General features: G+C 64.8%; 27 protein-coding genes. 13 read left to right on the top strand and 14 right to left on the bottom strand.

All coding sequences use genetic code 11. The features are described 5' to 3' along the window. Nucleotides 1-11 precede the first annotated feature (11 nt). Nucleotides 12-1,190 (top strand): TylF/MycF/NovP-related O-methyltransferase, encoded by a 1,179-nt coding sequence (locus ACQR03_RS05750; RefSeq protein ID WP_434841036.1) that lies wholly within the window; start codon nt 12-14, stop codon nt 1,188-1,190. Nucleotides 1,191-1,918: 728 nt separating this feature from the next. Here the strand turns inward: ACQR03_RS05750 and ACQR03_RS05745 are convergent. The 4 genes from ACQR03_RS05745 to ACQR03_RS05730 all read right to left on the bottom strand — a co-directional run bounded on the left by ACQR03_RS05745 (nt 1,919) and on the right by ACQR03_RS05730 (nt 5,074). Further along, a complete protein-coding gene (locus ACQR03_RS05745; protein WP_315751616.1) occupies nt 1,919-2,776 on the bottom strand; it encodes an IS3 family transposase in 858 nt (285 codons plus the stop codon). Then, nucleotides 2,773-3,198: a helix-turn-helix domain-containing protein gene (locus ACQR03_RS05740; RefSeq protein WP_316172328.1), complete on the bottom strand. Its 426-nt coding sequence runs from the start codon at nt 3,196-3,198 to the stop codon at nt 2,773-2,775. Before ACQR03_RS05740 ends, ACQR03_RS05745 begins: the two co-directional genes overlap by 4 nt. Before the next feature lie 564 nt (nt 3,199-3,762). Continuing rightward, on the bottom strand, nt 3,763-4,068 hold the full coding sequence (locus ACQR03_RS05735; protein WP_315751619.1) for a hypothetical protein: 306 nt from the start codon (nt 4,066-4,068) through the stop codon (nt 3,763-3,765). Between the two features lie 445 nt (nt 4,069-4,513). Continuing rightward, on the bottom strand, nt 4,514-5,074 hold the full coding sequence (locus ACQR03_RS05730) for a hypothetical protein (RefSeq protein ID WP_315751620.1): 561 nt from the start codon (nt 5,072-5,074) through the stop codon (nt 4,514-4,516). Nucleotides 5,075-6,298: 1,224 nt separating this feature from the next. On the opposite strand from ACQR03_RS05730, the gene ACQR03_RS05725 reads away from it, so the two are divergent. Next, nucleotides 6,299-6,505 (top strand): hypothetical protein, encoded by a 207-nt coding sequence (locus ACQR03_RS05725; protein ID WP_315751621.1) that lies wholly within the window; start codon nt 6,299-6,301, stop codon nt 6,503-6,505. 123 nt (nt 6,506-6,628) lie between these two features. Continuing rightward, entirely contained in the window at nt 6,629-7,252 is a 624-nt protein-coding gene (locus tag ACQR03_RS05720) for a LysE family translocator (protein ID WP_315751622.1), read from the top strand. Nucleotides 7,253-7,594: 342 nt separating this feature from the next. Here ACQR03_RS05720 and ACQR03_RS05715 read toward each other — a convergent pair whose 3' ends face one another. Beyond that, nucleotides 7,595-9,232: an isocitrate lyase gene (locus ACQR03_RS05715; protein ID WP_315751623.1), complete on the bottom strand. Its 1,638-nt coding sequence runs from the start codon at nt 9,230-9,232 to the stop codon at nt 7,595-7,597. Between the two features lie 144 nt (nt 9,233-9,376). Here ACQR03_RS05715 and ACQR03_RS05710 point away from each other — a divergent pair, with 144 nt between their 5' ends. The 4 genes from ACQR03_RS05710 to ACQR03_RS05695 all read left to right on the top strand — a co-directional run bounded on the left by ACQR03_RS05710 (nt 9,377) and on the right by ACQR03_RS05695 (nt 12,502). Continuing rightward, a complete protein-coding gene (locus ACQR03_RS05710; protein ID WP_315712042.1) occupies nt 9,377-10,852 on the top strand; it encodes a helix-turn-helix domain-containing protein in 1,476 nt (491 codons plus the stop codon). A 160-nt stretch (nt 10,853-11,012) separates the two neighbouring features. After that, the gene (locus tag ACQR03_RS05705; RefSeq protein ID WP_315712044.1) at nt 11,013-11,423 is read left to right on the top strand and encodes a hypothetical protein; all 411 of its coding nucleotides are present in this window, start codon (nt 11,013-11,015) and stop codon (nt 11,421-11,423) included. A gap of 141 nt (nt 11,424-11,564) precedes the next feature. Beyond that, complete coding sequence (locus ACQR03_RS05700) at nt 11,565-11,978, top strand: response regulator (protein ID WP_315712626.1); 414 nt, start codon at nt 11,565-11,567, stop codon at nt 11,976-11,978. Nucleotides 11,979-12,073: 95 nt separating this feature from the next. Continuing rightward, a complete protein-coding gene (locus ACQR03_RS05695) occupies nt 12,074-12,502 on the top strand; it encodes a group II truncated hemoglobin (protein WP_315712045.1) in 429 nt (142 codons plus the stop codon). 12 nt (nt 12,503-12,514) lie between these two features. Here ACQR03_RS05695 and ACQR03_RS05690 read toward each other — a convergent pair whose 3' ends face one another. The 5 genes from ACQR03_RS05690 to ACQR03_RS05670 form a co-directional block, all read right to left on the bottom strand. Then, on the bottom strand, nt 12,515-12,709 hold the full coding sequence (locus ACQR03_RS05690) for a hypothetical protein (protein ID WP_315712046.1): 195 nt from the start codon (nt 12,707-12,709) through the stop codon (nt 12,515-12,517). A gap of 47 nt (nt 12,710-12,756) precedes the next feature. After that, entirely contained in the window at nt 12,757-13,143 is a 387-nt protein-coding gene (locus ACQR03_RS05685; protein WP_315712048.1) for an NUDIX hydrolase, read from the bottom strand. A 155-nt stretch (nt 13,144-13,298) separates the two neighbouring features. Beyond that, a complete protein-coding gene (locus tag ACQR03_RS05680) occupies nt 13,299-14,183 on the bottom strand; it encodes a hypothetical protein (RefSeq protein WP_409998647.1) in 885 nt (294 codons plus the stop codon). Nucleotides 14,184-14,462: 279 nt separating this feature from the next. Then, nucleotides 14,463-14,600: a hypothetical protein gene (locus ACQR03_RS05675; protein WP_315826914.1), complete on the bottom strand. Its 138-nt coding sequence runs from the start codon at nt 14,598-14,600 to the stop codon at nt 14,463-14,465. Between the two features lie 44 nt (nt 14,601-14,644). After that, nucleotides 14,645-14,890, bottom strand: coding sequence for a hypothetical protein (locus ACQR03_RS05670; protein WP_315712050.1), 246 nt, complete (start codon nt 14,888-14,890; stop codon nt 14,645-14,647). 323 nt (nt 14,891-15,213) lie between these two features. On the opposite strand from ACQR03_RS05670, the gene ACQR03_RS05665 reads away from it, so the two are divergent. After that, complete coding sequence (locus tag ACQR03_RS05665) at nt 15,214-15,567, top strand: DUF6481 family protein (RefSeq protein WP_315751626.1); 354 nt, start codon at nt 15,214-15,216, stop codon at nt 15,565-15,567. A gap of 119 nt (nt 15,568-15,686) precedes the next feature. Here the strand turns inward: ACQR03_RS05665 and ACQR03_RS05660 are convergent, their stop codons facing one another. Continuing rightward, nucleotides 15,687-15,926: a pentapeptide MXKDX repeat protein gene (locus tag ACQR03_RS05660; RefSeq protein ID WP_315755521.1), complete on the bottom strand. Its 240-nt coding sequence runs from the start codon at nt 15,924-15,926 to the stop codon at nt 15,687-15,689. Between the two features lie 362 nt (nt 15,927-16,288). On the opposite strand from ACQR03_RS05660, the gene ACQR03_RS05655 reads away from it, so the two are divergent. From ACQR03_RS05655 to ACQR03_RS05645, 3 genes are read left to right on the top strand one after another with little or no spacing between them, the layout of a single operon-like run. After that, the gene (locus tag ACQR03_RS05655; protein WP_315712055.1) at nt 16,289-17,311 is read left to right on the top strand and encodes a TRAP transporter substrate-binding protein; all 1,023 of its coding nucleotides are present in this window, start codon (nt 16,289-16,291) and stop codon (nt 17,309-17,311) included. Nucleotides 17,312-17,314: 3 nt separating this feature from the next. Beyond that, on the top strand, nt 17,315-17,860 hold the full coding sequence (locus ACQR03_RS05650) for a TRAP transporter small permease (protein WP_315751628.1): 546 nt from the start codon (nt 17,315-17,317) through the stop codon (nt 17,858-17,860). After that, nucleotides 17,857-19,215 (top strand): TRAP transporter large permease, encoded by a 1,359-nt coding sequence (locus tag ACQR03_RS05645; RefSeq protein WP_315712058.1) that lies wholly within the window; start codon nt 17,857-17,859, stop codon nt 19,213-19,215. Before ACQR03_RS05650 ends, ACQR03_RS05645 begins: the two co-directional genes overlap by 4 nt. A gap of 64 nt (nt 19,216-19,279) precedes the next feature. Here ACQR03_RS05645 and ACQR03_RS05640 read toward each other — a convergent pair whose 3' ends face one another. Genes ACQR03_RS05640 through ACQR03_RS05630 form a run of 3 tightly spaced genes read right to left on the bottom strand, consistent with a single transcriptional unit; the run spans nt 19,280 to nt 23,830 of the window. Then, complete coding sequence (locus ACQR03_RS05640) at nt 19,280-20,194, bottom strand: hydroxymethylglutaryl-CoA lyase (RefSeq protein WP_315751629.1); 915 nt, start codon at nt 20,192-20,194, stop codon at nt 19,280-19,282. 22 nt (nt 20,195-20,216) lie between these two features. Further along, nucleotides 20,217-22,220, bottom strand: coding sequence for an acetyl/propionyl/methylcrotonyl-CoA carboxylase subunit alpha (locus tag ACQR03_RS05635; RefSeq protein ID WP_315751630.1), 2,004 nt, complete (start codon nt 22,218-22,220; stop codon nt 20,217-20,219). Between the two features lie 2 nt (nt 22,221-22,222). Beyond that, nucleotides 22,223-23,830 (bottom strand): carboxyl transferase domain-containing protein, encoded by a 1,608-nt coding sequence (locus ACQR03_RS05630; RefSeq protein ID WP_315712061.1) that lies wholly within the window; start codon nt 23,828-23,830, stop codon nt 22,223-22,225. A 326-nt stretch (nt 23,831-24,156) separates the two neighbouring features. On the opposite strand from ACQR03_RS05630, the gene ACQR03_RS05625 reads away from it, so the two are divergent. Further along, entirely contained in the window at nt 24,157-24,801 is a 645-nt protein-coding gene (locus ACQR03_RS05625) for a TetR/AcrR family transcriptional regulator (RefSeq protein WP_315826909.1), read from the top strand. Nucleotides 24,802-24,814: 13 nt separating this feature from the next. Next, nucleotides 24,815-25,303 carry an Lrp/AsnC family transcriptional regulator gene (locus tag ACQR03_RS05620; protein WP_316174022.1) on the top strand — a complete coding sequence of 163 codons (489 nt, stop codon included), beginning with the start codon at nt 24,815-24,817 and terminating at the stop codon, nt 25,301-25,303. The last annotated feature ends 20 nt before the right edge of the window (nt 25,304-25,323 follow it).

Raw genomic sequence — 25,323 nt, 5'->3', positions numbered from 1 at the left:
GTGGAGCCAGCATGTCTGCAAGCTATGGCGCCGTGATCAACCGGCTGCTCAACGGCGTCGGCTTCCAACTCATTCGCCAATCGACGCTCCATCAGCTGGTCTCGTCGGCCCGCAATGCCAGCGAGCAGGACAACGAGGCAGGACCGAACGACGCCGCCGAACTCGATCCCGCGCGATTGGGCAACGAAGGTGAGGATCAAGTCCCAACGGATTCGCAAGCCAGCGAACCGACGGAGACGGTATCGGCCAGCTATCTCCAGAACCTGCAGCGCGAGAGTTTGGCGCTTCGTGAGATGTCGACCGAGCTCATCAAGCTCAAGCTGCAACTGGCCGGAGCGAACGACGGCACCAACTCGAGCGAGCCCTCGACTCCGGACGTTGCCAGCCCGCGGCTCTACACGCCCGTATACGACTACGCCGGACTGCGAACCGATCCCGCGATCGTGCACAACCATGACTTCATGCGGGATCCCCGCTTTGTCGCCGCCTACGAACGTGGCGTCGCCGCCGAGGGCTATGAGCCTCGCTATTTCTGGCGGACGCATGTTGCACTGTGGTGCGCCAGCATCGGCGTCAGCCTTGGCGGCGATTTCGTCGAATGCGGCGTCTGTCGCGGCATGCTCAGCTCTTCAATCATGCACTATCTCGACTGGAACAACCTCCAACGTCGATTTTTTCTGTTTGATACGTTTACCGGTGTCGACGAGCGCCTCGTCACCGATGAAGAGGTCGCAAGCGGCAACCTCGGCTACTTCAGAGAGATGTACAAGACCGACATCTATGAGGATACCGTTCGCAACTTCTCCGAATACAACAACGTCGAAATCATCCGTGGCAGTGTCCCATCGAGCCTGTCGACCGTCGACATCAATGCCGTCGCATATCTGTCGATCGACATGAACAACGTCACGCCCGAGCTCGCGGCCGTCGACCACTTCTGGAGCAAGCTCCAGCCCGGCGCCCCGGTTCTGCTCGACGATTATGGTTTCGTCCGCTACGAAGCCCAGAAGCGTGCATTCGACGCTTGGGCCTCTCAGCATGGCGTCGCCATTCTCGCGCTTCCCACAGGGCAAGGCCTGATCATCAAGCCGCCACCGGCGCCGGGGGCTGTACGCCGGAAGCGGCGCTTCATAGCTCCATTTTTGTGCACCGCCACCGTGAAGCGGTTTTTTGGGATGACGACGGCGTAAGGTTGTCCACATGCCGACTGGCTAGTTCGGCCAATCCAAGGCACAATCGAGCGTTGCAGTCCTTGATTTATTGAATTCGGGAAGTACGGTGACGGTGCACAATATTAGCCGTCGCCTTTCCCGAGGGGGCACCGATCGTTCAACTTGGTGCTCCGTCTTCGTAGTCCAGGGATATTTCGGCGCGTCATTTTTTCTGTATAGACAGCAGCCGTTTCTTTGATTTTGTGCACTCGCATTTGGCATCGCCGCTGATAGAGCTACAGTAGCAATCCGCTCTTTCGCCAGGATCGCAGCTAGTGCTACAGCTGCTTCCATTCGAGCACGACTGACTGCATGACTTTCCTTTTGGCGTAGGTGTGCTCACCTGCTTGTTGCTTTGCTGGGCCAGAATCCAAGTTTCAGCACGACTATTGACCGGCTCAGCCGCCGCTGTAATAGTCAGTGTCGCCGGCAGCAGCAGGATTGCGACGAGCATCATTCCAAAAGTACGCACTTTCGCCCCCGAGAGAATATACGAATTCCACCACCCACCATTTATTCGGCTTGCAGTTGCATCATTGATAGAGATCAAACTTCGATATCATCTTGATTTCAAATTCTCGTTACGGCAGACCAGAGCTTTCCATTAGTAAGCGACGACCGAAGTCCGGAATTACGGTGACAGTGCTGGACTGCCCCCCTGAAGTGAGACACGATAATCTCGGTGACAGAGCGGTTGCCACAACGTGCTATCGTGCTTTGTTTTGCGCGAACGCGGCTTCGAACTCAAGAGGCGATCGGTAGCCGAGCGCCGAGTGCAGGCGTCGCTTGTTGTAGACGTCCGCGATGAAGCGATCGATCCGGCGACGAGCGTCTTTGATGTCGGAGAACGCCTTGCCGTTAACCTCTTCGGCCTTGAGCGTCTTCATGAAGCTTTCAGCCTTGGCGTTGTCGAACGGGTTTCCAGGTCTGCTCATGCTGATCGTGATGTCACGATCCGCCAAGATCTGGCGATAGGCGATCGAGGCGTACTGCACGCCGCGATCTGAGTGATGGATCAGGCTGCCGCGCTCGGGCTTGCGGGTCTCGATTGCCTTTTCCAATGCCGAGATTGCGAGCGAGGCATCGAGCGTGCTCTCGAATGCCCAGCCAACCGCCTTGCGCGAGAACCCGTCGAGTATGACCGCGAGGTAGGCGAAGGTCGTGGCGAGATGGACGTAGGTGATGTCCGCGACCCAGATCTGGTCAGGAGCGGACGGCACCAAGCCACGCACGAGGTTCGGTACGACAACAATGTCCCTTGGCCGCTCTGCCAGCGGCTTCAGGAATGGCACCTTACGCTGCGCGAGAAGATTATCCTCGCGCATGAGTCTAAGCACTTTCTTGGCATTGACGACCATGCCTTTGCGCCTGATGGTGGCTGTCACGCGCCGGTAGCCGTAGAACGGATGCTTGAGGCAAATGCGTTGGATCTGGTCGCGCAACTCGCAGTCGGCCACCTCACGACTGCGTCTGTTGAGATGCCGGTAATAGGTCGCGCGCGGCAGACCGGCCAAGCGGCAGAGCCGTTGCACATCGGCATTGGAGTCCGTCGTCTCCGACGTCATGGCTTGGACGACTTCGACGATGCGGGTGCGGGTTTGCCTTGCGCTACCGGCCGCTCCAATGCGCGCAAGGCTTGCCGAAAAAAATCGAGATCCATCTGCTGGCGGCCGACCAGCCGTTCGAGTTCGACGATGCGGGCATTCGCCAGCGCCAGTGCGGACCGCTTGTCGTCGTAGGTTGCTGGAGCTTTGAGCTTCCGGGGGCCGGGCTTCGGTCCCGGCTTGCGGTTTAAGCCGTCGGGCCCTTGCGCCTTCCAGGCCTTGATCCAGTCGTGCAGGATCTTGCGCGATATCCCAAGCTCTCGCGCCACAGGCAGAACGCCTTCGCCTCGCTCGACACGCTTGATCGCCTTCAGCTTGTAAGCCGTCGGAACTGACGCTTCTTCCCTCTTGCTGCCACAGGTCATCCTCGGAATGCCTGTCACCGAGATTATCGTGTCTCACTTCAGGGGGGCAGTCCAGCACTGTCACCGTAATCCAATGAGGGGGATCAGCGCGAGGGCTCTCATGGCGTGAATGCCTGGCATTGATGTCGCTCCGCAGCATGGCGCCGGCGCGGGGATCGAACGCACTGTCGCCGCACCAACCGGCGATGTCATCACGATTCCGGGCCGGCATGTCCCGTTGATCTGAATGTCCTGACCATTCGGGCGACACCAGGGCGCACGAGGCAACCGGCGAAGATCCCCAGCAGGGCGGCGCCGGCGAGTTGATGATCCCATCGCGCCCCGGCATGCCCCATCGCGTTGACGAGCACCTTGTAGGCGATCAGGAACAGGACGGCGCTGAAGACAAATCGGCGCAAGAATTCTGACCAACGAGAAGAGTGTTCCGAACACCACGCCAACCAGAATGGCGGGCCAATAGGTCGTCAGCCATTCCGACATTCTGCTTCTCCGACCGAGTGCTTCTTGGAGCGGCCAGATTACGGTGACAGTGCACTAAACTTCCATCGACGTCAGGTAACGCGGCCGCACTGCCTTAGCCCCTCACCCGCTCACCGCAAACCCAAGCACCAGCTGCTTCGGGCTCTGCTTGAATTCCTTGATCACCGCGGCCCGGACCTTCTCCGACAGCTCCGACAGCGGCTTGGCGGTGTAGAGCTTGGGGAAGGTCACCATGACCGACGTCAGCGTGCCGTTGTTCCAGTTGAAGCCGACTGCGGGACGCACGCCGGTTTCGGCGAGGAGGTCGGCTTCGACAGCCCGGCTGTAGGCAAGTCCGTTTTGAACGGCGTCGACCATCCCGCAGCCGGCGAGGCATGCGATCAGGGGGATCAGCGCGAGGGCTCTCATGGTCGTCCACTCCAGGGTTCAGTATCCGGCGACGCGCCGTCGCCACGCGTGGCGCCTGCCGAGGTTGCAGCGGCCGGCCAGCATGAAATGCGGCCACGGCCGGATCATGGCGCGACGGCGCAACGTTTTCCAGCGTGACGCGCCGGGACAGGTTAGACGGGCGTGAGCCATCCATGAAGGCGGACAATCGTCAGGCATTGGCGTGCATGGTGCTGATCGCTGTCCTGATGGTCGCGCTCCTGTCGGCCAAGTATCAAGTATGACGACTGCCGGTGGCGCGGACAGTCCGAAACCGAGTGCTTGCGGCAGGCCCGGGGACTGCCTCCGGTCGGGCGGCCTTGAGCGAGAATTCCGGTGCGCAAATTTGACCTCGCTACTTGGCGCGGCAGTTTCATGCACCGTCACCGCAACTGCCGTAACCGCCAATGACGAAAAATCCGCTCCCTTACCCGCCGGGGGCATCGGCCTCCAGCACGACCTTCGCCACGGGATAACGCCAGTCGTTCTTCGTGTTGTCGGCGGCGGCATCGATGCCTGCCACGATGACCGCACCAAGGATCCCGCCATTGACGCCGCTGGCCAGACGAGCCTGGCGCGTCGCATCGAAGGGTGCGACCGTGATCATTCGCTTTTGATAGCCGGGCTTTTGGCAGGTCACGGCAAGCGTGCTCGACTGTCCGCGATAGAGCGGCACGCGCACCTTCGCGGGGCTCGTCATGGTTGCGCTGAAACCGGAGGCTTCCAGTGAGCAGGAGGCCCCGGCCATCTCGACCTCGCCTCCTCCGCCGGGATTGTGAAACGTCCGCACTTCCACAAGCTGGTCACCCGCGAACTCGGGCACGCTTGCGTCGGTTCGGCGCTTCGGCTCGTAGACGTCGATTCCTCGGCTGCCCGTGCTGGACCTGATGTCGGTCACATTGTTGACCGCAAGCGGCGCAGCACACCCGCCAAGACACGCCCCTCCAAGGATGGCCACCCAGGTGGCCATCCAACGCAAATAGTCCATTTGAGCCCCCACAGCACCCCTACTGTTGTTGACTAGCGGTAGCAGGGGCCGATCTGGGGAACAATAGCCGCAACCTTAGGGGGAATAGAGCGACTATCAAAAACCGATGACGTTGCTGACAGGACACAGTCGCTGTCGTCCCCCAGCATCAAATACGTCGGTGGTCATGTGTCAGACGATCGCCAGCGGCGGGAATTCAGGGTCATCAACGTGACGCGGTTGCTCCGCCACAACCTTCCTCGCGATCAATGCCAGGGCGACGCGTTCGGCACCCGCGCAGGTTGCAGTGACCGGTGGGCATTTCGGGATCATGGCGCGACGGCGCTGCGCTTTCCAGCAACATGTGCTGTGAGGATGCGCGGACAAACTTATTTCATCAGGCCGCTCAACACGATCACCCCTGTCCAGTCCGCTTCTGAAAAATATTCGTCTTCCATTTTTCCGAATTCCATGATTGACTGTCCCCATCCCGTGCTCCTCGAGAGGGGCGGATCGCGATCGTCACGGACGTTGGGCGCGGGATGCGGTGGCCGCAGGCGGGTCGCAGCGTGCTTGAGGCGCGCGGACGAACGACTCCGTGCGGACGCGAAATCGCGTGGTCCTGGCGCCCCGAAGCTGGCGCCAAGTCCTGGGGGATGATGACCCCCACGGGCGACGGTGGCTAACAAGCCGGACACCGGGGAGATCGCGTATAAGCGTGAAGACCATCGCGCGGGGAATGCCGGGTTGATCCGGCTGAACCTGTGGTGACTGCCGCCTGCTTTTTCTTCTGCAGGCGGGCCATGGGTGAGGCCCTCACCCGGCATTCCCCGCGCCCTCTGTTTCATGGGGCGAGACGACCAGCACAACTCGGGCGCGCAAGGCGTCGCGATGACGGTCGAACACGTCCCCTGCCCCGCCCCCCCTGCAACGTGATGAGGTTCAGATGATCAGGCCGATAGGTCGTCATGCGGCGGGACTGAGCGACGTCGCCCGTTGCGTCCCTGCGGTGCGGACGCGCGCGGCTTGCAATCACCGGCTGCCGGGAGTGCGCGCACGAACAGCAACAAGATCTTACATGGCGACATCCGACCTGCGCAAAAGCGCCGCGTCCGCGGCGTGTGTTCGCATGTGTGGCCGCACCCGATCGAACCGATGGCGATCGTCGCGGTGCAGCCGCGATCGCGTCAACCGTATCGTGAGGAAGTCCCGATGTCGTCACCCACGCCAACAGGACGGCGGGCCATGCTCGTCCTGCTCGCCGTTCTCCTCCTCGGCAACATCGCCGCCATCATCGCCTGGCCGTCGCATTGCGGCACGAGCCCACGGCTCACGATCGGCGGGGTCATGCTCGCCGGCTGCGGCGAGGCCGACGCCGCCGGCCCTCGCCTCGAGGCGATGCAGCGGCCGCATCGGGCGTCCGAGCCGGTTGAAATGGCGAGGGCTCCCTGACATCGTGGCCATCACCCGTGTTCAGCGATCAGCAGCCCGCCGAGATCGAGCGCGGCGATGCGCCGAGGCTGCTGCCGCGCCTTGCGGGCTGATGCGCCTCGTCTCGCCCAAGGAGCTTTCCCGATGTCCTACGCCTTCCTCTTGACCTCGCTGATCGTGGTGGCCTCGCCCGGCACCGGCGTGCTCTACACGCTCGCGGTGGCGCTGACGAAGGGATCGCGGATGAGCGTCGCCGCGGCGTTCGGCTGCACGCTCGGCATCATCCCGGCGATGCTCGCTGCGATCATCGGGCTTGCCGCCGTGCTGCACACCAGCGCGCTGGCCTTCGCCGCGCTGAAATGGTGTGGCGTTGCGTATCTCTTGTACATGGCCTGGCAGACGCTCGGTGAGCGTGGCGCGCTCTCGGTGGAGGCCAAGGATGACGCGAAGGACGCGGCGCGCTCGGCCGGGCGCGTGGTGCTGACCGGCTTTCTGATCAACATCCTCAATCCCAAGCTGTCGATCTTCTTCCTCGCCTTCCTGCCGCAGTTCATCGCCGCGGACGAAGTGCATCCGCTCGCCGCCATGCTCGAGCTGTCGGGCACGTTCATGGCGATGACGTTCGCGGTGTTCGTGGTCTACGGGCTGTTCGCCTCGGCGGTGCGCGATCGCGTCGTCAGCCGCCCCCGGGTGATGGCGTGGCTGCGCCGGGCGTTCGCCGGCGGCTTCGCACTGCTCGGCGCGCGGCTGGCGCTGAGCGAGCGCTGAGGTGGTCGCGCTGGGGCGAAGCGGTCGCGGATGACGAGACAATCCTCAGCCACACGAAGTTGGTCAATTTGTTACTCGTCATGCCCGGGCTTGTCCCGCCTGCGCGGCCGAAGCCGCTTCGGCGCGGCGAAGGCCCGGGCATCCATGGCGTTCCAAGGACGCCGATCGACGTGGATGGCCGGGACAAGCCCGGCCATGACGGTGTGGAGCGAGTGCGCCACAAACCTTAAGCCGCGTACGCGACCGCACTCCGCCGTTAGGCGTACCATCAAAAAGCGAGACCCGCCTGAAGCCAATGGCTCCAGACGGGTCTCATCAGTTCAGCAGTTCACCCGGCAGAGATCAGCCGAACTGGTTCATCGTGTTGTGCGCGCCGCCGGCCTTCAGGGCCTTCTCGCCGGCGAAGTACTCCTTGTGGTCGTCGCCGATGTCGGAGCCGGCCATGTTCTGGTGCTTGACGCAGGCGATGCCCTGGCGGATCTCGGCGCGCTGGACGTTCTTGACGTAGCCCAGCATGCCCTGCTCGCCAAAGTACTCGCGGGCGAGGTTGTCGGTCGAGAGCGCGGCCGTGTGGTAGGTCGGCAGCGTGATCAGGTGGTGGAAGATGCCGGCGCGCTTGGCCGAATCCGCCTGGAAGGTGCGGATGCGCTCGTCGGCTTCCTTCGCCAGCGGGGTGTCGTCGTACTCCGCCTTCATCAGCTCGGCGCGGTTGTACTTGCTGACGTCCTGGCCCGCCTCCTTCATCGCGTCATAGACCTGCCAACGGAAGTTGAGGGTCCAGTTGAACGACGGCGAGTTGTTGTAGGCCAGCTTGGCGTTCGGGATCACCTTGCGGATGCGGTCGACCATCTTGGCGATCTGCTCGATATGCGGCTTCTCGGTCTCGATCCACAACAGGTCGGCGCCGTTCTGCAGCGAGGTGATGCAGTCGAGCACGCAGCGGTCCTCACCGGTGCCGGGACGGAACTGGTAGAGGTTGGAGGGCAGCCGCTTCGGACGCAGCATCTTGCCGTCGCGGTTGATGATGACGTCGCCGTTGCGGGCGTTCTCGGGCGTGACCTCCTCGCAGTCGAGGAAGCTGTTGTACTGGTCGCCGAGATCGCCGGGCTGGCTAGAGAAGGCGATCTGCTGCGTCAGGCCGGCGCCGAGCGAGTCGGTGCGGGTGACGATGATGCCGTCCTCGACGCCGAGCTCCAGGAAGGCGTGGCGGCAGGCGCGGATCTTGGCCAGGAAGACGTCATGCGGCACGGTGACCTTGCCGTCCTGATGGCCGCACTGCTTCTCGTCAGAGACCTGGTTCTCGATCTGCAGCGCGCAGGCGCCCGCCTCGATCATCTTCTTGGCGAGCAGATACGTCGCCTCGGCATTGCCGAAGCCGGCGTCGATGTCGGCGATCACAGGGACGACGTGGGTCTGGAAGCCGTCGATCTTGGCGATGATCTCGGTCTCCTTCGCCTTGTCGCCGGCCTTGCGGGCCGCGTCGAGGCTGCGGAACAGGTCATTGAGCTCGCGCGAGTCGGCCTGGCGCAGGAAGGTGTAGAGCTCCTCGATCAGCGCGGGCACCGAGGTCTTCTCATGCATCGACTGGTCCGGCAGCGGGCCGAACTCGGAGCGCAGCGCCGCGATCATCCAGCCCGAGAGATAGAGGTAGCGGCGGTCGGTCTTGCCGAAATGCTTCTTGATCGAGATCAGCTTCTGCTGCGCGATGAAGCCATGCCAGCAGCCCAGCGACTGGGTGTACTTGGTGCTATCATTGTCATAGGCGGCCATGTCGGCGCGCATCACGGCCGCGGTGTAGCGGGCGACGTCGAGGCCGGTCCTGAAGCGGTTCTGCAGGCGCATGCGCGCCACGGCTTCGGCGGTGACGCCGTTCCAGGTCGGGTTGGTCTCGAGCAGCGCACGCGCCGCCTCGACCTCGGCCTGGTAGGACGAGGGGCCCTGGAGAGCCTGGTCGTTCAGTCCACGCGGTTGAAAGTTCATGTCCGTGATCCCTTGGTTAAGGACAACCTGGGACCTGTTGTAAGCACCCGGCGCCGGCGGACCAGACATTGCGCGGAAAACTTGTCACACTTTACAAACTTCTCGTGTATAGCTGTAAGGAGATTACAAGACCGGAATTTGGCCATGACCACCGCCACGGCACGATCGATCTTCATGGGCCCGCGCCTGCGCCGGCTCCGGCGCGAGCTCGGCCTGACCCAGGCCGACATGGCCGCGGACCTCGAAATCTCAGCGCCTTACGTGGCGCTCTTGGAGCGGAACCAGAGGCCGGTGACGGCCGACATGCTGCTGCGGCTGGCGCGGACCTACAAGATCGACCTTGCCGATCTCGCCGGCGACGGCGGGGCCGACCACACCGCGCGGATGCAGTCGGTCCTCAAGGACCCGATGTTCTCCGACATCGACATCCCCGCGCTGGAGATCAGCGATCTCGCCGTCAGCTATCCCGGCATGACCGAGGCGTTCCTGCGCCTCTACACGGCGTATCGCGAGGAGCAGCTCGCGCTGGCCGAGCAGCGCGCTCCGGTGCCGGCCGGCAGCGCGCCCCGCGTTGGCAATGACGGCTTCGACGCCAACGATCCCGTCGCCGATGTCCGCCGCTTCCTCGCCGCCCGCCGCAACAACTTTGCCCAGCTCGACGATGCCGCCGAGCGGCTGGCGCAGGCCATCTTCCAGGGGGCGCCGACGGGGGCTCCGCAGGTCTCCGCCGGGCCGGCCGGCTTCATCGAGCGCTTTCGCGTCCGGCATAATCTCCAGGTCCGCTACATGCCGCCGAACGTGATGCTTGGCTCGCTCAGGCGGCTCGACCTGCACCGCCGGCAATTGCTGATCGAGGACTCGCTGGACAGCGCGAGCCTGAAATTCGAGCTCGCCCGGCAGCTCGCTTATCTCGAGCTCGACACCGAAATCGGCGCGGCACTCGAGGATGGCAAGTTCGCCAGCAAGACCGCCGAGCTGCTGGCGCGCCGCGCGCTCGCGGCCTACGCGGCGGCTGCGATCATCATGCCCTATTCGATCTTCGCCAAAGCCGTCGATGCCAGGGCCTACGATCTCGAGGCGCTGGCGCGGCAGTTCGGCACCAGCTTCGAGCAGACGGCGCATCGCGTCACCACCCTGCAGAAGCCGGGCGCGGAACGGATCCCGTTCTTCCTGATCCGCGTCGATCCCGCCGGCAACGTGTCGAAGCTGCTCGACGGCGCCGGCTTCCCGTTCGCCCGGCATGGCGGCGCCTGCCCGCTGTGGTCGGTGCACGGCATCTTCAAGACGCCGCGCCAGATCGTGACCCAATGGCTGGAGCTGCCCGACGGCCGCCGGTTCTTCTCGATCGCCCGCACCGTGACCGCCGGCGGCGGCTCCTATGGCGCGGTGCGCGTCGAGCGGGCGATTGCGGTCGGCTGCGCCGCCGAGCATGCGGGGCAGCTGATCTATACCCGCGACGGCCACGGGCCTGATGCCGACGCGCCGACCCCGATCGGCGTTGCCTGCCGGGTCTGCCACCGGCCGAAATGCGCGGCACGCTCCGCGCCGCCGATCGGGCGCGAGATCCTGCCGGACGATTTCCGGACGTCGTCGGTTCCGTTCGGGTTTTCGGCGGATTGAGCAGGGGATGGTCGTGGAACCAGGAACTGGTCGGTATGCCTGGCCGCGGGCGATAATCCATCGGATCGGGCTGCAAATCGTCCCGGGACGCCTGGGCCCTTGACGGAACAGCCATAAACCGGACAAAGATTGCGCCAAAATGTCGCGGCGGAGGTTGGCCATGAGATACGTCGACGGCGTTGTGATGTTCCTCAGCCTGTGGCTGCTGGCATCGATGGTTCTGGACGCCGTGACGCCGCCCGAGCTGAACTTCTACATGATCGGCCCGATCATTGCGCCGGCCGCGATCATCACCGGCTTCCTGTACTGGCTCCGCATCCCCTCCCGCGACTTCGTGCTGGCGTCCGCAGCCATCTGGATGGTCTGCGAGATGACGATGGAGATGGTCACCCCCAAGCCGCTGTCGCCGCTGCTGGCGGTGGCCGCCGTCGCGCCGCTGCTGGTGGCCGGCATCCTCCTGCACGTCCAGCACTGGCGCCAATCGCGCGGCCGCTTGCCACCGCCCGCTTCGACGCCGACGACCAATCTGCCAGGCTCCTCCAACGCGATGTCGAGCCGGCGGCCGTTCTGAGCCGCGCGACGCCGCGGCAATGGCGGATAGCGTGCAGATTTTCCGTTGTTCTACGGGATCGAATGTTTACGAGGAAATCAGAAACCCCCTCTTAAGTTCCGCGGGTCCATCTGTAGCCGACACACCAGCCGCACGGGGACCATGCTGAACGAACTTCTCGTGATCGAAGATGCCGACGTTCATCTGTCGATCCTGCGCAAGATCGCCGTGCAGGCAGGCTTTGCGACGACCGGCGTGAACTCGGTCGACGGCGCGATGAGCGTGCTGCGCCGGCGCAATTTCGAATGCATCACGCTCGACCTGAATCTCGGCGAGCGCTCCGGCACCGAGGTGTTGCAGCTGTTGGCGGACATCAAATCCCGCACCCCGGTGCTGATCATCAGCGGCTCCGACGATCAGACCCGCGACGTCACGGTCCGCGCCGGCAAGATCCTCGGCCTGAATGTCTATCCGCCGTTCTCCAAGCCGGTCGACCTCGCTTTGCTCCGACAGACGCTGCGCCAGATCGCCGCCGACACCGACCGGCAGCGCCTCGTCAAAGCCAGCATCCGCTAGCCCGAACGCACGCTCGTTTTCCCGCTTGATCCAGATCAAGGCGCCATACCTCTGCCGCTTGTTGGCTGCAGAGGGGCGAGCGGAAATGAGATGCGATGACGGCAGCGAATTCGGCCAGCGAAGCAGAAGCAGTTGTGAACGAGGCGACGCCCTATGAGCTCGTCGGCGGCGAAGCCGGCGTGCGCCGTCTGGCGGAGCGCTTTTACACCATCATGGACCAGGAGCCCGGCGCCAGCCGCATCCGCGCGATGCACGACGCCGATCTCGGTCCGATCAAGCAGTTGCTGTTCGAATTTCTCAGTGGATGGCTGGGCGGGCCAGCGCTTTATTTCGAGCGGGCCGAACATCGCTGCATCATGTCCGCGCACCGTCCGTATCCGATCGGCGACGCCGAGCGCGACGAGTGGATGACATGCATGCGCCGCGCGATGTTCGATTGCGACATCACCGGCGACATGTATGCGTTGCTGGATCAAGCGTTCCTGCGGATGGCGAATGCGTTCCGGAGCCGCAAGGCGAGCTGACAGGAACGCCCGTCAGCCCGACTTGGTGGCGGCCTCCCGCGCCAGACGCTCGGCCCTGAGCCGCTCGCGGTTGGCGTAAAAGGCCCGCTGGGCCGCCTCGTGATCGCGCATGGCCTGCTCGGCATCAGCCCTGCGGGTGGCGTCACGCGCCCGACGCTCTTCCGGCGTGAGGACGCGAGGCTGTCTGTCTGTGCTATCGTAAGGCATGGGCAGATAACGCCCAAGCGGCCGGGATGTTCCCAGCATACGATGGTTCAGTCCGACTTTCGTGGAAACAGCTGGTCGCGGATGTAGCGCGACGTCGGCGTCAGGCTGAGTCCGTAGGGCTTTTGCCACACCGCGCGGTCGATCTCCTTCTTGTCTCCGATCTCCAGGCGCCCTTTGGCATGCTTGGCGATGAAGATGGCGTCGCTCATCTTGCGACCCGAGCGCTTGTTTTTGGCGGTGACTTCCTTCCATAGCCGCAGCCGGCCGAGCTTGAGCTTGGGAAGCTCCTCCTTGATTTCGCGCTTCAGGCAGTCCTTCGCCGTCTCCTGCGCGCGTTTGCGGCCACCCGGAAACATCCAGCGCCCGTCGGCCCGGCGCCGGACCAGGAGAACCCTTCCGCCCTTGGCGGCAACCAGCTTGGACGCCTTGGTCATGGCCCCGGAGCTCTCACCTCTCGAACAGTGACGAACAATGAAGTGGAGTCTATCAAGATTCGCTCCAACTCCCGCTCCGGAGCTTTGCGGAGATTCGGCCAGAGCTCCGCAGCGGCCAACCAAGCTCACTGCAGCGCTCCGACCGTCGGCAGCGCTCAGTAGCAGGAGCGCGGATCGACCGCCACATACTCTCCCGACGGATATCGATAGTAGCAATTGCCCTGCGACAGATAGTAGCCTGGTCGCGCCGCAGCCGTAGCGCCGGCGATCGCGCCGGTGGCACCACCAAGCACGGCGCCCGCCGCGGCACCGCCCGCCTTGCCGGTGAGGATACCGCCGAGCACCCCGCCGATGATCGCGCCCCCGAGCGCGCTGGCGCCCGGATCGACTTCGGCCGGAGGCGGCGCCGGCTCGTAGGCAACCGGCGGGGGCGCCTCGTAGGCCGCCGACGGCGCATAGACCACATCGTCAGCATAGTCCTCCGACACGTAGGTCGGCGGCCCTTCCATGGGCTCGGGATAATAGTACCAGACGCCGCCGACGTCCCACCACCAGCCCGGGCGGCCGTTGTGAACCTCGTGCCGCCATCGGCCACCCTCCCAGCCGACGCGGCCGCGATAAGACTGCCCACCATAGTCGCGCACCGCGACCCGGCCGTGCGCATAACGCGCATCCGGTCCCCGCCCGGCCATCGCCGGACCAGGGCCCGGGCCGTGGCCCGCTGCGAAGCCCTGACCGGCTCCCGGCGGACGTCCCTGAGGGCCAACGGCAGCCCGCGGCGGTGCGCCCGGCTGTGCTCCCTGCGGCTGGCCGGCCATGGGGCCGGCTTGCCGCGGGATCTGGACATGGGGCTGGCCGGCCGGTTGCCCACCCTGGGTCGGCGCTTGGCGAATGACACCCGGCGGGCGGGCCTGGGGCGAATGCCCGGCGCCAGGACCAGCCTGGTCCTGGGTTTGCGCCCAGGCTTGGGCGGGGATCACGACCGCGGTCAGGATCGCGATCGCGGGCAGCCACCGTGTGCTCTGGTTGGACAACGTCATTCTCCCCTACCCTTGATCGCCCGCCGTCTGCGCTGGTTGCCGCGCACGCGGGGTGTGATGCGGATTGATGATCCCGGATCGCCGGCTTCGGCGTGGATGGTCCGGACACACCATAGTTTGCGCGACAAACGGGTAAAATCCCGACGATTTTGCGGCCAAGTCAACCTGCTGCCGTCAACCTGCTGCCGTCAGGTTAACCGAGACGCCGGCTGATTCGCCGCTCCGATCATGCAAACTCGCCGGCGCGGCCTTGCCGATCCGGTACGGGCAGATCGGCGGTCACCGGTCGGGCACGATCACATTGCAGTTGGTTCGTCCCGACATCAGGCAGTCCTGCATCCGGCTTGCGGAGGTCAGGCTGCGGGCCAGCCACAAGCCGAAGGCCACGACGAGCGCCGCGAACACGAGTGCCGCCACGGCGCCACGTCTATCCGGCCCCTGCGTACTCATCGCCGGTGCGCCTAGGCGGCACGCAGGCCAGCGGCCTCACCGTGCGGTTGCTGCTGCTGGCGCGATGCCGGCGAGATCGATTCGATCCGGGTACAGCTCGTCACCCAGAACAGCTGCCCGCATTCCCATTCGGAACCCAGCACACCGGCCGAAACGGGCCTCGGGCGGGCGAGGACCGCCGTCATCACGCATGCGCTGACCACGAGAGCGACGAGCGCGAGGCCGAGCGCCATGCGCCCGCGGCGAACAGAGGTCATGCCGGTCAACTCCGTTGGATGTCGCACCCGGGCGGTGCGCTGGTGCCCGCGAGGCGTGAAGCGACTCACGGCCGGCCGACCTGCGTCAGCGACGGGGATGGTTACATAGCCTCCGGCGAGCGCCATGCAAGCGCCAGGCAGGACGGATGTGGAGGAGCGGCGATAAAGCATTTGTCATCGACGCATGCGATCCTATACACACGGGCTCGCGTCGGCCTCCGCTCGTGTTCACGAACTCGTGGAAGAATTGCCTGGCGGCGCGTGCAGCCCCTGACCGACCACACCCTGATCGAACACCCAAATAGCGAAGTGACGACGTCTCCATGAGAGGATTCAAGGAACCTGGATTTGCCGATCGGCAGAAGGCCGCGCAGCAGGCCCGCCAGAGCATCGTGCAGAAGTTCAAATCGCAGCCGGGACCGGACGATCCCGAAGTCGTGAAGCGACGGCAGGAGCGCGAGGCCGCCGCCACCCGCCGCGAGCAGCAGCGATTGGAGCGCGAGGCCGCCAAGGCTGAGCAACAGCGTCTCGAGGAAGAGGCCAAGGCCGCCGAGAGTGCCCGGCTTGCGCGCGAGGCGGAAGAAGAAGCCGCCCGCTTGGCCGAGATGGAAGCTGAGCAGAAGGCGAAGCGTGATGCGCGCTACGCCGCGCGCAAGGCCCGTGGAAAGAAGAAGTAAGCAGCGACGCCGCCGCCACGAGACCTGCGTGTCGTCGCGTCCGGCATCGCGCGACTCCTCAATTCATCGGCGATGGGACTGATACGGTCGTCCCATCGCACGATGCCGTGCGAGACGAGCTAGTTCTTCTTCATCATGCCGTCGTCCTTCTTCATCCCGTCCTTGGACATGGCATCGTCCTTCTTCATGGCGTCTTTCGCCATCGAGTCCTTCTTCATGCCGTCGTGGGACATCGCGCCCTTTTTCATCCCATCGTCCTTGCTCATCTTGTCCTCCGCGAAGGCCGCCGGCGCGACGGCCACGTTGAACGCGAGGGCGGCAGCGGAGATACCGAGGATGAGGCGGCTACGATTGGTCATGATGATCGCTCCTTCGTATGACGGGGTTCGACGGCGACGGACGCGCCGTTCTTGGATATCGACGTTCCGATGAAGGCGATTGTTACGAGCGCGGGCGAGAATTTTGTTCGATCAAATTTGACTCGAATGCGTCCCGTTCCGGAATCGAGGACACAATTTTGCCCGGCAAGATCATGTTAGTACAACCGCGCAAGGGATTCACAGGCCGGTACGTGCGCCGCAGCAATATGTCGCTTCCCATGCATTTGGCCTCGAACGAACTGTCTAGTTCGGCTAGAGGTAAGCTCGACAGATTGGCTGGTATAAGTCACGCCAACGAACCGGGTCGGGAACCCAACCAGAAGTTGTTCAGGGGAAATCTCATGCTCACACGCCGTCATGTCATCGCATCCGCGCTCGCTGCGCCGGCCATGCTGCGTTTTGGAACCGGTACGGCCCACGCAGCAACGACGCTGAAGATCTCTCACCAGTTTCCCGGCGGCACCATTGACAAGGGCGATTTCCGCGACCGGCTCTGCCGGGTGTTCTCCGAAGAGGTTGCGAAGCGCTCCGGCGGCGAGATCGCGACCGAGATCTATCCCAACTCCTCGCTCATCAAGACCGTCGCGCAGTTCTCGGCCATGCGGAAGGGCGCGCTCGACATCAGCCTCTATCCGATGCCTTACGCCGGCGGCGAAGTGCCTGAGACCAACATCGCGCTGATGCCGGGTCTGGTCACGACCTACGACCAGGGCATGCGCTGGAAGAATGAGCCGGTCGGCAAGACGCTGAGCGATTTTCTGGCCGACAAGGGCATCATCCTGCTGACCTGGGTCTGGCAGGCGGGCGGCGTTGCCAGCCGATCGCGGCCGCTGGTGACGCCGGAGGACGCCAAGGGCATGAAGGTGCGCGGCGGCTCGCGCGAGATGGACATGGTGCTGCAGACCGCCGGCGCCTCGGTGCTGTCGGTGCCATCGAACGAAATCTACACCGCGATGCAGACCGGCGCCTGCGATGCCGGCATCACCTCGTCGACCAGCCTGATCTCGTTCCGCCTGGAGGAAGTGTCGAAGGCCCTGACCTCCGGCGCCAAGGCGTCGTACTGGTTCATGCTCGAGCCGCTGATGATGTCCAAGGCCTCGTTCGACAAGCTGCCGAAGAACCAGCAGGACATCCTCCTGGCGGTCGGCGCGGAGATGGAGGCGTTCGGGCGCAAGGGCGCGCAGGACGACGACATCGAAGTTGCCAAGGTCTACGAAAAGGCGGGCGCGAAGGTTGTGGAGCTCGATGTCCAGACCGTCAACAAATGGCGCGACATTGCCCGTGACACGGCCTGGAAGGACTATGGCGGCAAGTCTGCGAACTGCGCCAAGCTCCTCAAGCTCGCTTCCGACGTCGCGGCCTGATTGATGCACGCGCCCGTTATCGATACCGAGGCCACGACAGCCATCGGCGCCAGCGGTCCGCTGGCGCCGCTCCAGCGTGTTGTCTCGCTGCTCAATCGCATCATCGTGGTTCTGGCCGCGTTCGCACTGGTCGCGGCCTGCCTCATCCTGAGCTACAGCGTGGCGGGCCGTGCACTGTTCAAGGCCGCCAACTACTGGCAGGACGAAGCCGCCGTGTTCTTGCTCGTCGGCGCCACCTTCATGACTGCGGCCTATGTGCAGGAGCATCGCGGCCACGTCAGCATCGAAGCCTTCGTTGGGCTGATGTCGCCGCTCGCCAACAAGATCAGGCTCTGGCTGGTCGACGTCGCGAGCTTTTTGTTTTGTGCCTTCTTCACTTGGAAATCCTGGACCCTGACACATGAGGCCTGGGTCGATGGTCAGGTCTCGAATTCGATGTGGTCGCCGCCGCTGGCGATTCCTTACGGCCTGATGGCCGCCGGGATGACCCTGCTGTGCCTGCAGATGCTGCTGCAGATCGTGGCTCCGCTGACCGGAGCGCGTCGATGAGCGTGTTCGGGATTGGGGTTGCCTACGGACTCTCGACCCTGTTTGCGATGTTCGCGGGCATGCCGATCGCGTTCGCGCTCGGCGCCGTGGCCGTCGTGTTCATGGCCATCTACATGCCTGCCGCGTCGCTCGATACGGTCACGCAGAACGTCTACGAGGAAATGGCGTCGATCACGCTGCTGTCGATCCCGCTGTTCATCCTCAAGGGCGCGGCGATCGGCCGCTCCCGCGCAGGCCAGGACCTCTACTCGGCGCTGCATGCGTGGCTGCATCGCGTGCCCGGCGGATTGGGCGTCGCCAACGTGTTCGCCTGCGCGCTGTTCGCGGCGATGGCGGGATCATCCCCCGCGACCTGCTCGGCGATCGGCTCGGCCGGAATTCCCGAGATGCGCAAGCGCGGCTATTCCGGGGGCTTCGCCGCCGGCATCATCGCGGCCGGCGGCACGCTCGGCATTCTGCTGCCGCCCTCGATTACGATGATCCTGTTCGCGATCGCGGCGGAGAAATCGCTGGGACGGCTGTTCCTGGCCGGTATCGGCCCCGGGCTGCTGCTGGTGACCCTGTTCGGCGTCTATTCGGTGGTGCGCTTCCGGCAGGAATATGCGCGCGCGAAAGCCGTCTATGAGAAATCGGGCGCGTGGTCGGACATCCTGACCAAGGACGATTTTACGATGGCGCAGCGCTTCTCCGTGCTGCCACGCGTGATTCCGTTCGTGCTGCTGCTGACCGGCGTCATGGTCGCGCTCTATGGCGGCCTCGCCACGCCATCGGAAACAGCCGGTCTCGGCGGTATCCTCGCGCTCGTGCTGATCGCGATCATCTACCGCGTCTGGAGCCCGGCCGATCTCGCGCCCATCATGAAGGCGACGCTGCGCGAATCGACCATGCTGATGCTGATCATCGGCATGTCGCTGCTGTACTCCTACGTGATGAGCTACCTGCACATCTCGCAGTCGGTGGCGGAGTCCATCGTGGCGATGCACCTGCCGCGCTGGGAACTGTTGTTCGCGATCCTGCTGATGGTGGTCGTGCTCGGCTTCTTCCTGCCGCCGGTATCGATCATCCTGATGACTGCCCCGATCATCCTGCCGCCTCTGCGGGCAGCAAACTTCGACATCATCTGGTTCGGCGTGGTGATGACGATCGTGATGGAGATGGGCCTGATTCACCCGCCGGTGGGTCTGAACATCTTCGTCATCAGGAACGTCGCGCCGGACATCCCGCTGCGCGAGGTGATCTGGGGCACGCTGCCGTTCGTCCTGCTGATGATGGCCGCCGTGCTGCTGCTCTGCTTCGTGCCGCAGATCTCGACGGCGCTGCCGGATCTCGTGATGGGGCCGGATCTGAGCCGCTGACGCGGCCCGTGAATGGCGAATAGGCATTAGCGAATAGGGATCTAGCGAGTGGGCCCCCTATTCGCTACTCGCCATTCGCTATTCGCCTGTTCTTCGCGTTCAGCGCCGCTGCAACACGGCTGACGGGTGGCCGACCGAGCAGCCGGCTCATGTCGTTGGTGGCGGCCAGCAGTTTCGTCATGTCGACGCCGGTGCGGATGCCCATGCCTTCGAGCATGTAGACGACGTCCTCGGTCGCGACGTTGCCAGTCGCGCCCGGCGCAAACGGGCAGCCGCCGAGGCCGCCGGCCGCGGCATCGATGACGCGGACGCCCTCCTCCATGCCCGCATAGAGATTGGCCAGCGCCTGGCCGTAGGTGTCGTGGAAATGCATCGCCAGATGCGTCACCGGCACATCGTCGCAGACGGCGCGCAGCATCTGCTTGGCCTTGAGCGGCGTCCCGACACCGATCGTGTCACCCAGCGAGACCTCGTAGCAGCCCAGATCCCACAGCGCCTTGGCTACGCCGGCTACGGCCTGCGGCTTGATCTCACCTTCATAGGGACAGCCAAGCGCGCAGGAGACGTAGCCGCGCACCTTGATGCCGTCGGTCCTGGCGTGGGCGATCACCGGCTTGAAGCGCTCCAGCGACTCCGCGATCGAACAGTTGATGTTGGCGCGGGAGAAGCTCTCGGAGGCCGCAGTGAACACGGAAATCACCCTGGCGCCGGCGGCGCGCGCGGCCTCATAGCCCTTCACATTGGGCACCAGCACATGGAATTCGCCGGGCAGTGCAGCCACGCTGCGCATGACCTCGTCCGAGCCCACCATCTGCGGGATCGCCTTGGGCGAGACGAAGGCGCCGACCTCGACCGTGGTCAGGCCCGCCGCGACCAGCGCGCGGATGAAGGCGATGCGATCGGCGACGCTGATCGACATCTTCTCGTTCTGCAGGCCGTCCCGCGGGCCCATTTCGATGATGCGCACGCTCTCGCTCATGCCGACCTCTTCGGTTCGAGGATCAGGCGGACGGTTCGAGGTCCGCCAGTTCGACGCCTTCCTGCACGATGTCGCCGACCTTGCACTTGATCGCCTTGAGCCGGCCTGCGAACGGCGCCCGCAGGGTCTGCTCCATCTTCATGACTTCGAGCGTCAGGATCGCCGCACCCTTCTCCAGGACGGCGCCTTCCTGCGCAAGCAGCGCCACGACGGTCCCCGGCAACGGCGCCACGATCTTGTCCTCGCCGGCCTGCTCCTCGTCGTCACCGCCGAACGGATCGATCCAATGCAGATCGAAACGGCCGTTGCGGGTCCGCAGGTACAGCTCATGGCCCTCGATGACGGCCACCACATGGGATTTGACGCCGTCGCACACAAGGTCGAAGCCGCCGTCATCAGTCGGAAGTGCCGAGAACGAGGTCTCACGGCCCTCGATCGACAGGCGCTGCACGCTGGGACCATAGGCCAGCGTGGCGGTCCGCGGTTCATTCCCAGCGCTTTGGCGGAACGAGAACACGCGCTGCCGCAGCCCCACCGGCATCCAACCGGATGCGCGCCACGGCGAGCCTTGCTCCTTGGCCGCAGTCTGCTCGCCGATGAGAATGGCCGCGACGGCTGCACTGAGCTCGAGGTCGCCGGCCACCGCCCCCGACGGGGTCAGATGTGTCAGATGGCGCTCGATGAAACCGGTGTCGATCGCGTTCGCCACGACGTCGGGATGCGTTAGCAGCGACGACAGGAACGGGATGTTGCTGACGATACCTCGGACGTCGGTGTCCTCAAGGCCGCGGTTGAGCCGCTCGATCGCGACCTCGCGGGTCGGCGCCCAGGCGATCATCTTGGCGAGCATCGCGTCGTAATAGGGCGAGACCACATCGCTCTCGCGATAGCCGGCATCGATGCGCAGGCCGCCGGTTTCAGCGGGAAGCCGCCAGGTCTTGATCGTGCCGACCGAGGGCATGAAATTCTTGGCGGGATTCTCCGCGTAGACGCGTGCCTCGATGGCATGGCCATGCAAGCGGATCTGGTCCTGCGTCAGCGGCAGCGCGTCGCCGAAGGCGACGCGCAACTGCCATTCGACGAGATCGACGCCGGTGATCAACTCGGTGACGGGATGCTCGACCTGCAGGCGCGTGTTCATCTCTATGAAGAACACGTCGCGGCCGTCGGAGACGAACTCGATGGTGCCCGCCCCGACATAGTTGACCGCGCCGGCCGCGCGACGCGCCGCGGCGCAGACCGTCTCCCGCTGCTCCGGCGTCAGCGTCGGCGACGGCGCCTCCTCGATCACCTTCTGGTGCCGACGCTGCAAGGTGCATTCGCGCTCGAACAGCGACACCAGATTGCCGTGGCTGTCGCCGATGATCTGCACCTCGATGTGGCGCGGGTTCTGGACGAATTTCTCGATCAGCACACGGTCGTCGCCAAACGCCGCCTTGGCCTCGCGCTTGGCGCTGGTGACGGCATCAGCGAGATCGCCGGCTGCATTGACCACGCGCATGCCGCGGCCGCCGCCACCGGCGGAGGCCTTGATCAGAACGGGAAAGCCGATCCGCGCGGCTTCATTGGCGAGCGTCGCCTCGTCCTGCGCCTCGCCGTGATAGCCGGGCACCAGCGGCACGCCGGCCTGCTCCATCAGGAATTTGGAGCCGGACTTGGAACCCATCGCGGTGATCATCGCGGCCGTCGGCCCGACGAACACCAGGCCCGCGTCGAGACAGGTCTGCGCGAATTCGGCGCTCTCGGACAGGAAGCCATAGCCGGGATGAACCGCCTCGGCGCCTGTCTGCCTCGCAGCCTCGATCAAGCGCTCGATGTTAAGATAGGAATCGCGGGCGCGTGCGGGGCCGAGCAGCACCGCCTCGTCGGCGAGCGCGACATGCAGCGCGTTTCGATCCGCCTCGGAGTAGACCGCGACGGTCTTCAATCCCATCGCGCGTGCCGTGCGGATGACGCGCACGGCGATCTCGCCGCGGTTGGCGATCAGGAGCTTGCGAAAACGACGATACAATCCGGGACGAGCCATGATCACATCCTGAACAGGCCGAATTTGGTCGGCTCGACCGGGGCATTGGCGGCGGCAGACAATCCGAGCCCGAGCACAAGGCGGGTATCGGCGGGATCGATCACGCCGTCGTCCCACAGCCGCGCCGTCGCGTAGTAGGGATTGCCCTGGGCCTCGTATTGCGCACGGATGGGGCTGCGGAATTTCTCTTCCTCTTCCGCAGGCCAGCTCTCGCCCTTGGCCTCGATGCCGTCGCGGCGGACCTGGCTCAGCACCATCGCGGCCTGCTCGCCGCCCATCACCGAGATGCGCGCGTTCGGCCACATCCAGAGGAAACGCGGCGCATAGGCGCGGCCGCACATGCCGTAATTGCCGGCGCCGTAGGAGCCGCCGATCACCACGGTGAACTTGGGAACCGACGCGGTCGCGACCGCAGTCACCAGCTTGGCGCCGTCACGGGCGATACCGCCGGCCTCGTATTTCTTGCCGACCATGAAGCCGGTGATGTTCTGCAGGAACACCAGCGGAATGTTGCGCTGGCAGCACAGTTCGATGAAATGCGCACCCTTCAGCGAGCTCTCGCTGAACAGGATGCCGTTGTTGGCGATGATGCCGACCGGATGACCCCAGATGTGGGCGAAGCCGCACACCAGCGTCTGGCCGTAGAGCTTCTTGAACTCGTCGAACTCCGAGCCGTCGACCACCCGCGCGATGATGTCGCGCACGTCGAACGGCTTGCGGCCGTCGACCGGCACGACGCCGTAGATCTCTTCCGCCGCATAGCGCGGCTCGCGCACCTCGCGCATATTCAGCGCGCTGCGCGCGCCCGGCGGCTTCAGCGTGCCGACGATGCGACGCGCGATACCGATCGCATGGGCGTCGTTCTGTGCGTAGTGATCGGTGACGCCCGACTGGCGTGAATGCACGTCGGCGCCGCCCAGTTCCTCGGCCGTGACGACCTCGCCGGTCGCCGCCTTCACCAGCGGCGGGCCGCCAAGAAAAATCGTGCCCTGATTGCGCACGATGATGCTCTCGTCCGACATCGCCGGCACATAGGCGCCGCCGGCGGTGCACGAGCCCATCACGATCGCGATCTGCGGGATGCCTTGCGCCGACATCTGCGCCTGATTGTAGAAGATGCGGCCGAAATGCCGCTCGTCCGGGAAGATCTCGTCCTGCAGCGGCAGGAACGCGCCCCCGGAATCGACCATGTAGACGCAAGGAAGGTTGTTCTGCCGCGCGATGTCCTGGGCGCGCAGGTGCTTCTTCACCGTCATCGGGTAGTAGGTGCCGCCCTTGATGGTGGCGTCGTTGGCGACGACGACGCATTCGCGGCCGGCAATGCGGCCGATGCCGGTGACGATGCTCGCCGAATGGACGTCGCCGCCATAGAGCCCGTGCGCGGCCAATGGCGACAGCTCCAGGAACGCCGTTCCAGGGTCGAGCAGCAGGTCCACACGCTGACGCGCCAGCATCTTGCCGCGCGACAGATGCCGCTTGCGCGAGGCCTCGCCGCCGCCCTCGGCGACCTGCCCCAGCTTCGTCCTGAGGTCGGCGACCAGCGCGCGCATGGCGTCGGCATTGCGGGCGAAATCGGAGGACGATGGATCGATCGTGGAGTGAAGCGTCATGACCGGCGTCTTCGTTGCGAGGCTGGAGGGGGAAGCCGTGGGAGCACGCGTCAGAGCGGTCGCGGCCGTTCAGGCCGCTGAGAGCCCGGGTGTACCATCTTTGCCCGCATGCTGTCCTCCCTGCCCGTCGGCGGCCCGGTCTGCGGCCGTCCGTCCTTCTCGAATTAAACGATCATACGTTTTTAAATTCTATTCTCAAGCGGATTGTTGTAGGGTCCGGGGCGAGCAGCATTTGCTTGAGACCACGGAATTTTCAGACTTCACTACGGGCCCCTCCCGTGGCGGATCCGCCGCGATCGGCACCGGGACGGTCCAGCGAGGACGAGATGGCGCGCACGATCGGGTCACATGGTCCGACGACGATGGAGGCGATCCGCAAGGCCGGCCTGCGGCTGATCTTCCAGCACGGCTATGAGGCCATGAGCCTCCGCCAGCTCGCCGCCGAGGTCGGCATCCAGCCAGGCTCGCTCTACAATCACATCAGCACCAAGCAGGAGCTGCTGGCGGAGCTGATCCAGGACCACATCAACAATCTCCTGCGCGAGCTCGACCAAGCGCTGCGCGACACCCATGGCCCCGTCGAACGCCTGCGGGCGTTCGTCGCCTTCCACGTCAGCTATCACATGACCCGGAAGCGCGAGGTCTTCATCGCCAATTCGGAGCTGCGCAGCCTCGATCCCCGCAACTATGAGGCGGTGGTGGCGCTGCGCGGCGCCTATGAGCGCCGGCTGGCCGACATCCTCGGCGACGGTGTGGCGCAAGGCGTGTTCGACGTCGACGACATCCAGGTCGCGACCTTTGCCATCATCGCGCTCCTGACCGGGCTGTGCAGCTGGTACCGTCCTGGCGGCCGGCTCACCAGGGAGGCGATCATCGCGGCCCACGAGAAGCTCGTGCTCTCCGGCGTCATGCCGCGCACCGCCGGGCCCGATCAGGCCGGCGGTGGCCGGCCTGATCACCCGACCGGCTGAACGGGCGGCGCCGATGGCTGGCAGCCCGGAGCTCGACGCGATCGATCGCAGGATCCTGGCGGAGCTCCAGGCCGATGGCCGGATCCGCATGAACGAGCTCGCCGACCGGGTGGGGATCTCGCATCCGAACTGCCTGCGCCGGGTGCGGACGCTGCGCAGCAGCGGCGTGATCAAGTCCATCCGCGCCAGCGTCGATGAACGGTCGCTGGGCTATGAGGTGGTCGCGTTCGTGTCGATTCAGCTCGACAGCCAGCACCAGACGGCGCTGGAATCGTTCGAAGCCGCGATCGTGACGTTGCCCTGGGTCCAGCAATGCTGGCGGCTGTCGGGAGATGCGGATTTTCTGCTGAAATGCGTGTCGACCGGGGTCGAAGGCATGAGCCGCCAGCTCCGCCAGTTCGCCGCCCTGCCCGGCGTCCGGGCCATCAGGAGCTTCCCGGTGCTCGGCCTGTCCAAGGACGCGCCGCTGCCCAACCCCGGCGGGCCGCCTCAAACAGGGTGAACGGACGACGGCCGGGCCGG

It is taken from the genome of Bradyrhizobium sp. HKCCYLS3070, from assembly GCF_051167575.1.
Taxonomy (GTDB): Bacteria; Pseudomonadota; Alphaproteobacteria; order Rhizobiales; family Xanthobacteraceae; genus Bradyrhizobium.
Note: the sequence above shows the minus strand (reverse complement) of the source record. Positions and strands in the feature narration are given on the sequence as shown.